The sequence below is a fragment of the Psychromonas sp. genome (assembly GCF_983033635.1).
Genome location: NZ_CEZLMY010000102.1, coordinates 1 through 12,494, shown reverse-complemented (window position 1 = coordinate 12,494; position 12,494 = coordinate 1). Strand labels below are relative to the sequence as shown.

13 protein-coding genes, 1 other RNA gene and 1 pseudogene are annotated in these 12,494 nt (G+C 39.9%); 10 read left to right on the top strand and 5 right to left on the bottom strand.

The features are described from left to right. The first annotated feature begins 176 nt into the window (after window positions 1–176). From AC4GME_RS12780 to AC4GME_RS12765, 4 genes and pseudogenes are all read left to right on the top strand, one after another. Complete coding sequence (locus AC4GME_RS12780) at window positions 177–1,124, top strand: LysR family transcriptional regulator (RefSeq protein WP_490379510.1); 948 nt, start codon at window positions 177–179, stop codon at window positions 1,122–1,124. Between the two features lie 294 nt (window positions 1,125–1,418). Beyond that, window positions 1,419–1,932 (top strand): annotated as a pseudogene (locus AC4GME_RS12775) (transposase); the annotation flags it as partial. A 334-nt stretch (window positions 1,933–2,266) separates the two neighbouring features. Continuing rightward, window positions 2,267–3,046 carry a nucleoside phosphorylase gene (locus tag AC4GME_RS12770; RefSeq protein ID WP_490378528.1) on the top strand — a complete coding sequence of 260 codons (780 nt, stop codon included), beginning with the start codon at window positions 2,267–2,269 and terminating at the stop codon, window positions 3,044–3,046. Window positions 3,047–4,163: 1,117 nt separating this feature from the next. Beyond that, the gene (locus AC4GME_RS12765; protein ID WP_490379509.1) at window positions 4,164–4,712 is read left to right on the top strand and encodes a hypothetical protein; all 549 of its coding nucleotides are present in this window, start codon (window positions 4,164–4,166) and stop codon (window positions 4,710–4,712) included. A 261-nt stretch (window positions 4,713–4,973) separates the two neighbouring features. Here the strand turns inward: AC4GME_RS12765 and AC4GME_RS12760 are convergent, their stop codons facing one another. Next, window positions 4,974–5,603, bottom strand: a complete 630-nt coding sequence (locus AC4GME_RS12760) for a pseudouridine synthase (protein ID WP_490379508.1) — start codon at window positions 5,601–5,603, stop codon at window positions 4,974–4,976. A gap of 444 nt (window positions 5,604–6,047) precedes the next feature. Here AC4GME_RS12760 and AC4GME_RS12755 point away from each other — a divergent pair, with 444 nt between their 5' ends. Continuing rightward, on the top strand, window positions 6,048–6,359 hold the full coding sequence (locus tag AC4GME_RS12755) for a hypothetical protein (RefSeq protein ID WP_490379507.1): 312 nt from the start codon (window positions 6,048–6,050) through the stop codon (window positions 6,357–6,359). Here AC4GME_RS12755 and AC4GME_RS12750 read toward each other — a convergent pair. The 3 genes from AC4GME_RS12750 to smpB form a co-directional block, all read right to left on the bottom strand. Further along, the gene (locus AC4GME_RS12750) at window positions 6,342–6,545 is read right to left on the bottom strand and encodes a DUF6538 domain-containing protein (RefSeq protein ID WP_490379506.1); all 204 of its coding nucleotides are present in this window, start codon (window positions 6,543–6,545) and stop codon (window positions 6,342–6,344) included. The two genes, AC4GME_RS12755 and AC4GME_RS12750, sit on opposite strands and share 18 nt — an antisense overlap. A gap of 82 nt (window positions 6,546–6,627) precedes the next feature. Then, window positions 6,628–6,982: a transfer-messenger RNA gene (gene ssrA / locus AC4GME_RS12745) on the bottom strand. 116 nt (window positions 6,983–7,098) lie between these two features. Further along, a complete protein-coding gene (smpB, locus tag AC4GME_RS12740) occupies window positions 7,099–7,587 on the bottom strand; it encodes an SsrA-binding protein SmpB (RefSeq protein WP_490377243.1) in 489 nt (162 codons plus the stop codon). 142 nt (window positions 7,588–7,729) lie between these two features. Between smpB and AC4GME_RS12735 the strand changes: the two genes are divergently transcribed. Both AC4GME_RS12735 and AC4GME_RS12730 read left to right on the top strand, forming a co-directional pair. Next, entirely contained in the window at window positions 7,730–8,167 is a 438-nt protein-coding gene (locus AC4GME_RS12735) for an SRPBCC family protein (RefSeq protein ID WP_490377242.1), read from the top strand. 8 nt (window positions 8,168–8,175) lie between these two features. Next, complete coding sequence (locus AC4GME_RS12730; RefSeq protein ID WP_490377241.1) at window positions 8,176–8,466, top strand: RnfH family protein; 291 nt, start codon at window positions 8,176–8,178, stop codon at window positions 8,464–8,466. Window positions 8,467–8,571: 105 nt separating this feature from the next. Here the strand turns inward: AC4GME_RS12730 and AC4GME_RS12725 are convergent, their stop codons facing one another. Next, window positions 8,572–9,015 (bottom strand): outer membrane protein assembly factor BamE, encoded by a 444-nt coding sequence (locus AC4GME_RS12725; RefSeq protein ID WP_490377240.1) that lies wholly within the window; start codon window positions 9,013–9,015, stop codon window positions 8,572–8,574. A 254-nt stretch (window positions 9,016–9,269) separates the two neighbouring features. Here AC4GME_RS12725 and hemA point away from each other — a divergent pair, with 254 nt between their 5' ends. The 3 genes from hemA to prmC all read left to right on the top strand — a co-directional run. Further along, window positions 9,270–10,529 carry a glutamyl-tRNA reductase gene (hemA, locus tag AC4GME_RS12720; protein ID WP_490377239.1) on the top strand — a complete coding sequence of 420 codons (1,260 nt, stop codon included), beginning with the start codon at window positions 9,270–9,272 and terminating at the stop codon, window positions 10,527–10,529. Between the two features lie 76 nt (window positions 10,530–10,605). Continuing rightward, window positions 10,606–11,697, top strand: coding sequence for a peptide chain release factor 1 (gene prfA, locus AC4GME_RS12715; protein ID WP_490377238.1), 1,092 nt, complete (start codon window positions 10,606–10,608; stop codon window positions 11,695–11,697). Further along, the coding region (prmC, locus tag AC4GME_RS12710; RefSeq protein ID WP_490379505.1) for a peptide chain release factor N(5)-glutamine methyltransferase at window positions 11,698–12,494 on the top strand (797 nt) is incomplete at its 3' end. It abuts the gene before it with no gap.

Sequence of the window (12,494 nt, the reverse complement as noted above, 5' to 3'; positions counted from 1 at the left end):
GTCTTATGCACCTTATCGATTTAATATCTTGAAGTTCAATCGTTTTAGTTGGAACAACTATATTGAAATTACAAGATGTACATGCTGATAAGTGAGTCTTCATATAAAAGGCTGTTGTATCGATCAGTTAATGACTTAACATAGGGCACTCATGCGCCATTATATAAGGTTGAAAAATGAAGGAAAGTCTACAACATGAAGCTTACCAAATGATCTTCTTTAACGCTTTAGCTACCACCGGGAGTCTCACCAAGGCAGCAGAAAAGCTCGAAGTATCAGTGTCACATGTGAGCAAGCAACTACATAACCTAGAAGACAAACTCAACGTTCAACTAGTCAATCGCAGCACTAGAAATTTAGCCCTAACCCAAGAAGGCAAAGACTTCGCTCGTTATTGTGAGCAAATAGTAAGTTTGATTCAAACAGCCAACACTCTGATGATTGATTCTAGAGATGAAGTTTCTGGTAATATTCGCTTAGCCCTGTCCTGCTCATTTGGCACTATGCATATTTTACCCGCACTCGACGAGTTCCAGAAAAAATACCCTTCATTAACAACAGAAGTGAGTCTCTTTGACTATAAAATTGATATGTTAGAAGAAGAAATCGACCTTTGGTTTACGACCTACGAAGAGATAAATGCAGGTTATGTTGCCCAAAGAATCGTCGACACACATTTTATGTTGCTGGCGGCTCCTGAGTACATTCAAGTATTCGGCAAACCGACACATCCCGATGATTTAAAAAAACATAATTGTATAACATACCATAGTAAGAATCGCAGCTATACCAACTGGTCATTTGCAAAACAAAACGAACAACTCAACATTCAAGTTTCAGGAAACTTTCGAGTAGACAAAGCTGATGCAATTCGTGACGCTGTCCTGGCAGGTAGAGGCATAGGTTATATCGCAAGTTACCTATTAACGGATGAATTAGAATTAGGGAAATTGATCCCACTTCTGCCAAGTTGGAAGCCAACTCAGCAGATGCCTGTTTACGCAGTATACCCAAAATACCAAAACCTACCAATTCGATTAAAGACCATTATAGATTTTGTAAAAGAAGCCATAGGGCAGCCGCCATATTGGGACAAGAAATTATCAAAGTGGGCTAAGTTTTAGCGACCAGACCAACGGAAACGATAATCTATGGCAACATAGAAGTACCTTAGTCGTGAATGTTAAATCACACTTAAAATGGTCTCCTCCCGGCTTGTAATGTATCTGGTTCAATATCAGGGACAGGTTGGCTTCCAAATATCAGGCCTCTTTATGAGATTATTATCTCTGGCCTTGATGAGACATTCGCGCATTTTTGAGCATTGCGATCACCCCTTCGGGATTCTCCTTGTAGTGGCATAGTTAATTTTGCCACCTGATTAGAATGGATATCATCACCTCGATACATTATGACTAGAGTTAGCTATCGGTGATGGTGCGCTTGGTTTTTGGAATGCATTAGGACGCAGGCGCAAGCACAACGCTGCTGGGTTCATAAGACAGCCAATATTCTGAATAAGGAACCCAAAGCGATTTAGCCAAAATTGAAGGAACCCCTTCAAGATATCTGGATGGCAGAAACCAAGACTGATGCTTATCGAGCCTTTGATATATTTGAAAAGCGCTTTGGACCAAATACCCCAAAGCAGTAGAATGCCTGGTTAAAGACAAAGCTGAAATGCTCGCATTTTATGAGTTTCCCACAGAGCACTGGACACATATCAGAACAACGAAGCCAATCTAATCGTTGTTTGCAACGGTTCCGTTAAAAACGAACAAAACGAAAAGCTGTGGTAGCCGGAAAACTACGCTGGCTATGACCTACAAATTGATGATAGCCGATAAAAACCGGAATCGCCTGAGAGGGTTTAAACTGCTCGAAGATGCCATCAGTAACGTTCAATTCAAAAATGGCATTCGGGTGGAAGAAGGGGGCGAACTGCAGGACACTGAGCAAATGGCTGTACACCAGATTGACTATAGCTCCAGCTTAGAAATGACTCACTCGACATCACACCTAAAAAATCACGCCCCATCTAAAAAGGAAAAAGTGTTTCAAGCAATAGGCTGTAGATCGAAATACCTAAGTTGATTACTCTCACCTTGTCCTGTTTAGCAGAGAGGTTACCAAACACTTTAACCTGATGGCATATATTTATGTTAGCTAAAACAGGTAGACCAATATATTTTCAGGTGCAATGAGATAGCATTTAAATTTACACTGAAAAATTAAAAAACATTATTACTATTTAGAGAGGTTATTTATGTCTGTAGTTAATAAAAGTGAAAGAACCAAAGGGATCAAACAATATCATATCGGCATGGTTGAAGGAGATGTTGCTGAATACGTTCTCCTTCCAGGAGACCCATTTAGAACAGACATCATTGCGCAATACATGGATGACGTTGAATTGGTCGCTCACAAACGAGAACATAAGACCTATACCGGTTATTACAAGGGAGTAAGAGTATCTGTTACTTCAACAGGAATGGGGTGTCCATCCACGGCAATCGCTGCTGAAGAACTTGCCAATATTGGTGCAAAGGTGTTTATTCGTCTAGGAAGTTGCGCAGCATTACAGGATGATATCAATATAGGTGATTTAGTTATTACTACCGCTGCAATGAAAAATGAAGGAACATCAAAGTTTTATGTTCCAGATAATTTGCCCGCAGTCGCCGACTTAGAAGTCACATCCGAACTGATTCGAGTCGCAAAAGAATTATCAACAGAGTCTGATTATAAGGTGCACTGGGGAATAAGTTCTACAGATGACTCCTTCTATGGTGAAAGCCCTGAATGGATACAAAAACTGATCGACCTGAATTTAAAGAATATCGAAATGGAAGCATCAGCATTATTCACAGTTTGTCATCGCAGGGGCTTAAAAGGGGCGACAATTTGTGCCGTCGCAGCTAACCATAAAAAAGGAGAAAACTTTTGGGGCAAACGTAATATCTTACTTGAGCAAGGTATTGAAAAAGAAACAGAGGTCGCACTAGAGGCAATTTATCGATTCCATAATGGAAATATGCGCTTTTAATCTTTAATTATAATGTGGTGCTTCTGTGCAGGATAAAGTCATGTTTATATATCAATACACGAAAGTGCCACAGTACACTACATAAATAGAAAGGTACACTTTATGAATTATGAAATTATAGGTTATTTCGGCTCTGTAGCTATTGCAATATCATTACTAGTAACTAACGTATCAGTACTGCGTTATCTCAATTCAGTGGGTTGCACGGTATTTGCCATTTACGGATTGACAATTGGTGCATACCCTGTGGTACTAATGAACTGTATATGTATTATTATCAACATATATCACATAGTAAAAATCAGAAGTTCAAATAAACGAGATCTTACGGCTGCATAGTTTGACTTGGGCAGTTAGCCCAAGTCAGTGTATTTAGGAAGTTAAATCAGATATTAACTTGCTATTCTTGAGGTAATTCCAAGGCAGGTAGTTTTCTGGCGTGGCTTTTACTTTTTCTTTGTCACGCTGTAGGACAGTAAAGTAATCGAACACATTAAGAGTAAATAGGGTCACCCATTAGTAAGTTCTGATCAAGCTGGTATGCAAGTTTCCTTGGATGTTTTTTTACCAAGTATTAAATCGTACATAAACCGCTAATTTGTTGCTTGTTAATACAAATAGTAAATGAGGTCAAGTCTTGCGTTTTGCCTTTTAAATACAAAAAATCCCGCTACCTAAGCTGGCTTTTTTGTGAGCACAATGGGGGCGCGTCTTGCCTTTTGCTTCTAACTTTCTATGGGGGCGGAAGCGAGTTCGTTTGCTAACCCGCAAAGGGGCACAAAGCGCCTTATTGAACCCGAAGATGGTGAAACACTGATATTCTAATCTCTAACTTAGCTGTTGTGCAGAATAATGATGCTAACTGACTTCGGGGCACACCCCCCCCCCTAAAAAATGTGATTAACTTTACTCTAAGCAAGTGGCCAGAATCACTGAACTACTACACTATTATTTACAAATAGATTAAGAACACTTTTTATGAGTAAATATTTCTACACGCAATGAAATTAATGCAAACAAACGGTCCATATTTCTAGACTCTTTGTTTTGGTAAGATACACTGCGCTTAATTCGTCAAGACACCCAATAATAAGGTGTTATAAAATAGGTATACTCAATGAGCTCAGCGTTAAAAGAACAAGAAGAAACTATCTTACAATACTTAGATACAACACATTACATCGATTCTAATGCACCAAAAGCAGAAGAGAAGCGAGAAGCTAAGTATAAGATTGGTAAAGCATGCAACAAAGCAAGAGAGATCCTTTGTAGTGATGAAGCTTTTCTTGATTGGGTATGGTCAAACGTTATCGCTGAATGTTCAACGAATATTGAAGAGGTGACGCCTAATACGCTGATTTCTTGGCGTATGCTGCCTAAATTTGGCACATTAGAGCAATGTGAAATAGTTGGTTTCACACATATTTCTAAGCTACTGCTCGATAAAAATGCAGCAATGAAAGCTGAAGTGTTAGAGATTATTGCGAATAATGATCCTGAAATGGCTAAGAAATTAATCAAAACGGTACTTAAGCCGGCAATTGATTTCACGCCAATTGTTGCTAACAAAAAGAATCTGGCTGATACCGTTGAAAAGGCTGATAAGTTATCAAAAGATGCACTAGTTGCTTTAGTTAAAGCAATGCATCAACAAATGACTAAGTAATAAATAACTAAATTTTAGCCCGCAATATTTCGCAGTTAACAGGGCGTTAATACGTATTTCAGAATTTATTTCTAATTCTGTTTGGGGCACATAACGAGATAGAAAATATTAAAGAAAAACTCTAAAAGAGAGGCCGCTAACCTCCTTTTAGTTGATTCTGGTATTGGTGTAATCCGCCACTTGTGTAAAGGCGTTACTTATTAATGGTGTTACTAACGCTTGATACGGGCAAAGGTTGGTATGGGTTTAATACTTGAGGCGTTAGCGATTAAGTGCAGCGTCAAAATTGCTTAGCGTGACAACGTCACCGGAAATCATGCTATCGATATGGATGTCGCCAATCCGAACTCTTACCAGTCTTAATGTAGCAAAGCCCACAGCCGCCGTCATTTTTCTTATCTGACGGTTTTTCCCTTCACAGATAGTGATAGAGATCCAGCTAGTAGGACCATGTCTCGGATCGCGGATTTTACGGCCACGAGTGGGGAGTTGAGGCTCACCGTCTAGTTTGAACGCTTTACAAGGAAGAGTTAGATATTTAGTGCCATTAATACCAATCTCAACCCCATTTTGCATCAGTGACATTGCTTCAGCAGTGATCGCTCCATCAACTTGCACATAGTACTCTTTTTCTATGCCTTTACTTCTGACTTTATAGCTCATCATGCCGTCGGTAGAGAGTAACAACAACCCTTCGGAGTCGTGATCTAATCGTCCAATCGCCATGATTTTATCGGGGAAGTTAAATAGCTCGCCTAGCAGATGTTTCTTCTTTCGTGGTTCAGGTAAAAACTGACTTAAAAAACCATATGGTTTAAATGTTTTGAAGTGCTGGTGAGCTTGCCTTGGCTCCGCGAGTTCTGTTAAACAGGTTTGGTTGGTGGTTGGCATTAAACATGGCCTTAATCGTAAAATCTGAGTGGTACTGCATTATACGGTTAGTCTGGACTAGATGCACTGAGTCTGCTGATTGGCTAAATGTTGTGGACGAGCAATAGTGGTCTCAAAATTGTAGGCTTCTATGTTGTTGGGGGGGAAGTGAGTTAGCTATCTATCTCGCATCGGGGCACAAAGCGCCTTAGCTTTTGGTTCTCTAATATCAATTTAATCAACCAATATTGACTTATATGACTGGTTTTCTGCTTGCGGTTATATGCTGTAATATTAACTTTTAGTTGAGTGGTGTATGATGTTTTCTTTAATGCGATGGTTTAAAAGAATATAAGGTATGGATGTCCTGCCTTTTTACAATTTGACAAGGATAGTCTGAGGGATCAAGCTGCGTTATTTAAACTCATTGCTCTGCCATAAGCAGTTTTTATAACAGTAAAACATATGCCGATACTTGACCGAACACTACTTACTCCCTCAGGAAAATTGCATCTTCTCGTAAAAACGACCTCTTACCAAGCCCATGATAAAATCACTTCGTTAGCAAGTGATTTTTCTATTTCAAGAAAAGCAGTTTACGCTGCACGTGATGCCATCCAGAGGGCTTTGCATGCGCTGGTTCATGATAAGGATGCACCTGATTGTATTTATATTAGTGTCGACAAATCTCAGTTACGTCGCTTTATCCATTACATCTGCCAATTCTATCCGCGCAATTCAAGAGCAGATACCTATTATTTACCCAGGTTGCCTTAATTTTGTAACTTGTTTATTAAATTCGGATAACATTTGAGCACCTAATATAAGAGCTTCATTTAGATCTGTTGTACGTAAGGAAGATATTATTTCTGTTTTCTGAAATTTATCAACAAGATTAATCGGTATGCGTTTACGGAAATAGTAAGTTTGATTTCGTCTTTTAAGGAAGGTGGAGATGGTCATCTTGGTACAAAATGTGGTACAGATAAACGTTTAGATACAAAAAAGGCTGAAATCCATAAGGAAATCAGCCTTTTATAGTAGGTGGTGGAGATGGGGGGAGTCGAACCCCCGTCCGAAAAACCTACGTCCTCGGTACTACATGCTTAGTCAGTCTTTTGGTTAACTCGTTGATCTCCGACAGACAGGATACCAAAAAGCGAGTCCGATACTATTTCGCGGTTCACCCTCGAACAAGGTTCCCTCGCTATCCAAATGTAAATGACCTTCCGAATCCCTGCCCATAGGAGAAGCGTGGGTGGAAGGCTAGCTAGCCTAAGCTGCTAGAGAGTAGTTAGAGTCGTTTGCAACTATAACGTTGGCGGCTTTTTACGAGGCCAACCGCCACCTCGGCATGCACCTTGGGTTTCAAGAATCTCGTCGAGTCCTAAATCATCCCCACAGTGGTAAACAGATTAATCTGTTTACGTTTTAATAATAGCAAAACAAAGGGAACGAAGATAGTGTTATCTACGTCACATTACTTTTTTTTGCTATTTATTAACTTGTTACGTACTTATTTACGCGTATCGTGTTTCATCATACGTTCTTTTTGTATTTTCCATTCTCTATCTTTTACATCGGTACGTTTATCGTGCTCTTGCTTACCTTTTGCTAGCGCAAAAGATACTTTTACCCAGGCTTTTTTCCAGTATAAAGAGATTGGAATAATCGAGTAACCCTGACGTTCCACTTTACCGACTAAATTGTCGAGTTCGCGTCTTTTAAGCAATAGTTTACGGTAACGCAGAGGATCACACACTACATGTGATGATGCTGCAATTAACGGGGGAAACGTTGCGTTTAATAACCATGCTTCTCCATTTTTCAGGAAAATATAACTATCGGCAATATTCGCTTTACCCGCGCGTAACGATTTCACTTCCCAGCCCTGTAATTCAAGACCCGCTTCAAAGCGTTCTTCCAGGTGGTACTCGTGACTCGCACGTTTATTGCGTGCAATCGTATTTTCGTTGTTTTTAGTTTTTGATTTTTTCTTAGCCATAGTCTCGCATTGTAACCCTAAACAATTTGCAATTGCTATTTCATTTGTTGAAAAGTTGCTGAAATTATTGTGATTTTACTATATATTTTTTCTTGAGTGGGCGGATAGTGTAATATGCCCCTTTTTTTAAAGAGTATTATCGATGGCAGAAGTATCACGCAGCGCATTGTTGATGTATAGCGCAGATGAAATGTACCAGTTAGTAAATGACGTGATTGCTTATCCTGAGTTTTTACCCGGTTGTGTTGACTCAAATGTATTATCCTCTTCTGAAAATTCAATGCGCGCATCAATTAAAGTCTCTAAAGCAGGCATTAGCCAAACATTTACCACAGAAAACAGACTTGTTGATAGTCGCTCTATTGCTATGAACTTAGTGGATGGGCCGTTTAAGCATTTAAGCGGCGGTTGGACATTTACAGCGCTTGATGAGCAAGCGTGTAAAGTAAGCTTGGATTTAAAATTTGAATTCAGTAGTTCATTGATTGAAATTGCATTTGGTCGTATTTTTAATGAATTAGTGGGCTCAATGGTGAAATCGTTTGCGGCTCGTGCAAAAGTGGTTTACGGAATACGATAGGAATATTTATGAGTGAGATGATTGAGATTGAAGTGGTTTATGGGCTGCCGAATAAGCAAATTCTGCTTTCACTGCCTGTTCCCGCGGGTAGTACGCTTGAACAGTGTATTAAGTTGTCCGGGATCACAACACATTTTCCACAAATCATAATCAGCGAGGCCAAGGTGGGGGTTTTCAGTCGCCCTGAAAAATTATCAACGGTTGCAAAAGCGGGAGATCGTATTGAGATCTATCGTCCCTTGATTGCTGATCCGAAAGAGATGCGTAAACTGCGCGCTGCTAAAATGGCTAATAAATAACCTCAACTCAAAATAAGCAATCCGCTATTAAGTGATTTAAAAAAAAAGAGCAACTAATCTTTATCGGTCAGTTGCTCTTTTTTGTTATTTAGCCTTTTTTCTTAGCTACTTAACGGTAATAGGTGGCGGGTTGTCGGTAATTGGCTCGCGATCATCATCAGTGCTTTCTGCTGCGATATTTGGCGCTTTCTTAGCATTCGGATCGTTAAGCGGGTTATCTGCAATTTGACCTTCTCGCTCAATATGTTCCAGGATCTTGTTATTAAAGGTGAATACCACTTGCTGTTGCTGAATATCTTTACCGCCGGGTTTGATATAACGGATGTAGTACCATTTTGATGAATCAAATTGGTCAATCAGCATTGGTGATCCAAGAATGAAAATCACTTGTTCCTGATTCATACCAAGTTCTACCTGATCGAGTTTTTTATCGTCAATGTAATTACCCTGTGTAATATCAATTTGGTAGACAAAAGTATCGTAAAGGAATGAACATCCCGACAGTGAAAAAATTAAAAAGAAACAAGCAATAATATTTTTGATAGGCATGATTTTAGCAACAACTTAATTCAAGTGAGTAAATAAAAAGAGCACCGATAATACCCAAGGCTTTGTCACTTGTAAAAATATAAAGGCAGATATTTGTCGATTCTGTTTTGTTCGTTCACAGTTAACCGTTTTAAAGTGATAAAAACAGCTTAAATTTCTCAGATCCGCATCGTTTTCTTTAAATGTTGTGCAAATGCCCGTAGAATTCCCTGCCTTATACCAATCGTTTTTAACTTGTTTTGCGAATTTATTGAATGCCTCTATTTGCGTTAGGAATTAACCATCAAACAGCCTCTGTGTCATTGCGGGAAAAAGTCGCATTTGTCCCTGAGTTTTTGTTAGATGCTTACCAACAATTGTTAGCGCGAAGTTCAGTGTTGGAAGCTGTGATTGTTTCAACCTGCAATCGCACTGAAATCTACTGCAATCTAAATCAGGAAAACTGCCAGCAGGTGATCGATTGGTTCTGTTTTTTTCACCAGGTAGAAGAAAGTGAACTAGCAGAAAGTTTATATTGTTATCAAGATGAACAAGCGGTGCAGCATCTTTTCCGTGTTGCATGTGGTTTAGACTCGTTAGTTTTAGGCGAGCCGCAAATTCTGGGACAGATAAAACAGGCATTTGCCACGGCAAGCCAGGCAAAAAGTGTTAATAAAATCCTTAATAAGTGGTTTCAGCAGACTTTTAGCGTGGCGAAACGCGTGCGTACCGAAACGCAAATTGGTGCAAATGCGATTTCAGTAGCGTTTGCAGCGGTTTGTTTAGCGAAACAGATATTCAGTGAGTTATCACAAAGTCGCGTTTTATTAATTGGTGCGGGCGAAACCATTGAATTGGTTGGTAAGTATTTGGTGGAACATAATGTGCCCAATATTACCATTGCTAACCGCACACTAGCGCGGGCGATGGAACTTGTGGAGCAGTTTGATGCACAAGCGATTACCTTGGGTGAAATCCCTAACCATTTAGCGGATGCAGATATTATTATCTCTTCCACTGCAAGCCCGCTGCCAATTATTGGTAAAGGCATGGTTGAAAGTGCGTTAAAAACACGTCGTCATCAGCCGATGTTATTTATCGATATTGCCGTACCTCGGGATATCGAGCCGGAAGTCGCTGAGTTAAATGATGCTTATCTTTATAGTGTTGATGATCTGCATGGCATTATTGAAGAGAATAAACAGGCACGCCAAGAGGCGGCAGTTGAAGCTGAAAAAATTGTCGAAAGTTGCATTATTGACTTTATCTCCTGGATGGAATCGTTAAAAGCGGTTGAGAGTATTCGTTTATATCGTAGTAATAGTGAGTTATTACGAGATGAGTTATTAACACGAGCAAGTTTTGCGCTTAATAACGGCGCTGAACCTGAAAAAGTATTAAAAGAGTTAGCGTTTAAATTAACCAATAAGCTGATTCATCATCCGAGTCAGGCATTAACGCATGTTAGCCGCTCCGGAGATGATAACGAATTGCAGATATTACGTTCTGCCCTCGGTTTAAATTCCGAAGAATAAAACAAGATTATTGCCACTGCCGTTATGTTTTAAACAGCGATAAGGGCAAACTAATATAAATTAAAAGAGATAAAATATGAAAGCATCCATTATAACCAAGTTAGAAGGTCTGGTTGAACGTTATGAAGAGGTTCAAGCTCTGCTTGGCGATCCTGAGACGATTAGTAATCAGGACAAATATCGGGAGCTCACCAAAGAGTATTCACAGCTGGAAGTTGTCGTGCTGTGTTTTCAGGCTTATCAGGGGGCGATTGAAGATTTAGAAGCAGCTGAAATGATGCTGGAAGATGATGATCCTGATATGCGCGATATGGCAAAAGAGGAGCTCAAAGAAGCAAAATCTTCTGTTGAGAATTTGGTTGATGAACTGCAAATTTTATTACTGCCAAAAGATCCCAATGATGACCGCAACTGTTATATAGAGATTCGTGCGGGTGCCGGTGGTGATGAAGCCGCTATCTTTGCTGGTAACTTATTCCGTATGTACAGCAAATATGTTGACACTAAAGGCTGGCGTTTAGAAGTTATGAATAGCAATGCCAGCGAGCAGGGGGGCTATAAAGAACTGGTTGCCAAAATCGATGGTGAAGGTGCTTACGGTATTATGAAGTTTGAGTCAGGCGGTCATCGTGTACAACGTGTTCCTGAAACAGAATCGCAAGGTCGAGTTCATACTTCGGCGTGTACTGTAGTTGTGATGCCTGAAATCCCAGAGGCGGAAGCAATTTCAATTAACCCTGCGGATTTAAAAGTTGATACCTTCCGTGCATCGGGTGCGGGTGGTCAGCATGTTAATAAAACCGATTCTGCAATTCGTATCACCCATATTCCAACTGGTACGGTAGTTGAATGTCAGGAACAACGTTCTCAGCATAAAAACCGTGCACAAGCGATGTCTGTTTTACAAGCGCGCTTACAACAAGCGGAAGATGAAAAGAACCAAGCTGAAGAGCAGACAATTCGCCGCAGTCTTGTTGCAAGTGGTGATCGCAGTGAGCGTATCCGTACTTATAATTACCCGCAAGGTCGTGTTAGTGATCACCGTATTAACTTAACGCTTTACCGTTTAAACGAAGTGTTAGAAGGGGATTTGGATTCCTTGCTTGAACCAATTTTACAGGAAGATCAAGCCGATAAACTAGCTGCCCTTGCACAAGGCGCTTTTTAATTGCGTATAGATGACGCTCTGACTTGGGCTGAATTCACATTAGTTAATAGTGACAGTGCATTATTAGATGCACAGGTGCTGTTAGCTTTTGTGTTAGATAAAGAAACTGTTTATTTGATGACCTGGCCTGAACGAGACTTAACTGCTGAGCAAAAAAGTCAGTTTGAAGAATTAATTAGCCAACGTGTTAACGGTGTACCTGTTGCGCATCTAACTGGCACTCGTGAGTTTTGGTCTTTGCCGCTGAAAGTGAATAACTCAACGTTAATTCCACGTCCCGATACAGAAATTTTAGTTGAATCAGCCCTTGAAGTTTGTCCTGCTGATGCAGATATATTAGATCTGGGGACGGGAACGGGGGCAATAATTTTAGCGCTTGCCAGTGAATTGCCTAAAGCAAACTGTATCGGGATTGATTTCAGCTGTGATGCTGTTCAGCTGGCAACAGCGAATGCACAACAATTAAATATTAATAATGTGATATTCAAGCAAAGTAATTGGTTTGAAAATGTTGATGGAAAATTTGATCTGATTGTCAGCAATCCGCCTTATATCGATAAAAATGATTTTCATTTAAATAAAGGTGATGTGCGCTTTGAACCGCTATCTGCGTTAGTCTCTGAAAACAGTGGCTTAGCTGATATTCAGTTAATAGCGGAGCAAGCAGGCAATTATCTGACCAATGGCGGTCATTTGTTGATTGAACATGGTTTTGATCAAGGTGCCGCTGTTGCTGATATTTTAAATAAACTGGCTTATAAACAGATAAAAACAATTAAAGATTATGGTGCAAACGA

Coding starts and splice junctions, on each gene's coding strand:
- AC4GME_RS12735 (WP_490377242.1), top strand. CDS start 7,730: ATGGCAGAAGTATCACGCAGCGCATTGTTGATGTATAGCGCAGATGAA.
- AC4GME_RS12755 (WP_490379507.1), top strand. CDS start 6,048: ATGCCGATACTTGACCGAACACTACTTACTCCCTCAGGAAAATTGCAT.
- AC4GME_RS12730 (WP_490377241.1), top strand. CDS start 8,176: ATGAGTGAGATGATTGAGATTGAAGTGGTTTATGGGCTGCCGAATAAG.
- AC4GME_RS12780 (WP_490379510.1), top strand. CDS start 177: ATGAAGGAAAGTCTACAACATGAAGCTTACCAAATGATCTTCTTTAAC.
- AC4GME_RS12750 (WP_490379506.1), bottom strand. CDS start 6,545: ATGACCATCTCCACCTTCCTTAAAAGACGAAATCAAACTTACTATTTC.
- AC4GME_RS12770 (WP_490378528.1), top strand. CDS start 2,267: ATGTCTGTAGTTAATAAAAGTGAAAGAACCAAAGGGATCAAACAATAT.
- AC4GME_RS12760 (WP_490379508.1), bottom strand. CDS start 5,603: ATGCCAACCACCAACCAAACCTGTTTAACAGAACTCGCGGAGCCAAGG.
- hemA (WP_490377239.1), top strand. CDS start 9,270: ATGCCTCTATTTGCGTTAGGAATTAACCATCAAACAGCCTCTGTGTCA.
- AC4GME_RS12765 (WP_490379509.1), top strand. CDS start 4,164: ATGAGCTCAGCGTTAAAAGAACAAGAAGAAACTATCTTACAATACTTA.
- smpB (WP_490377243.1), bottom strand. CDS start 7,587: ATGGCTAAGAAAAAATCAAAAACTAAAAACAACGAAAATACGATTGCA.
- AC4GME_RS12725 (WP_490377240.1), bottom strand. CDS start 9,015: ATGCCTATCAAAAATATTATTGCTTGTTTCTTTTTAATTTTTTCACTG.
- prfA (WP_490377238.1), top strand. CDS start 10,606: ATGAAAGCATCCATTATAACCAAGTTAGAAGGTCTGGTTGAACGTTAT.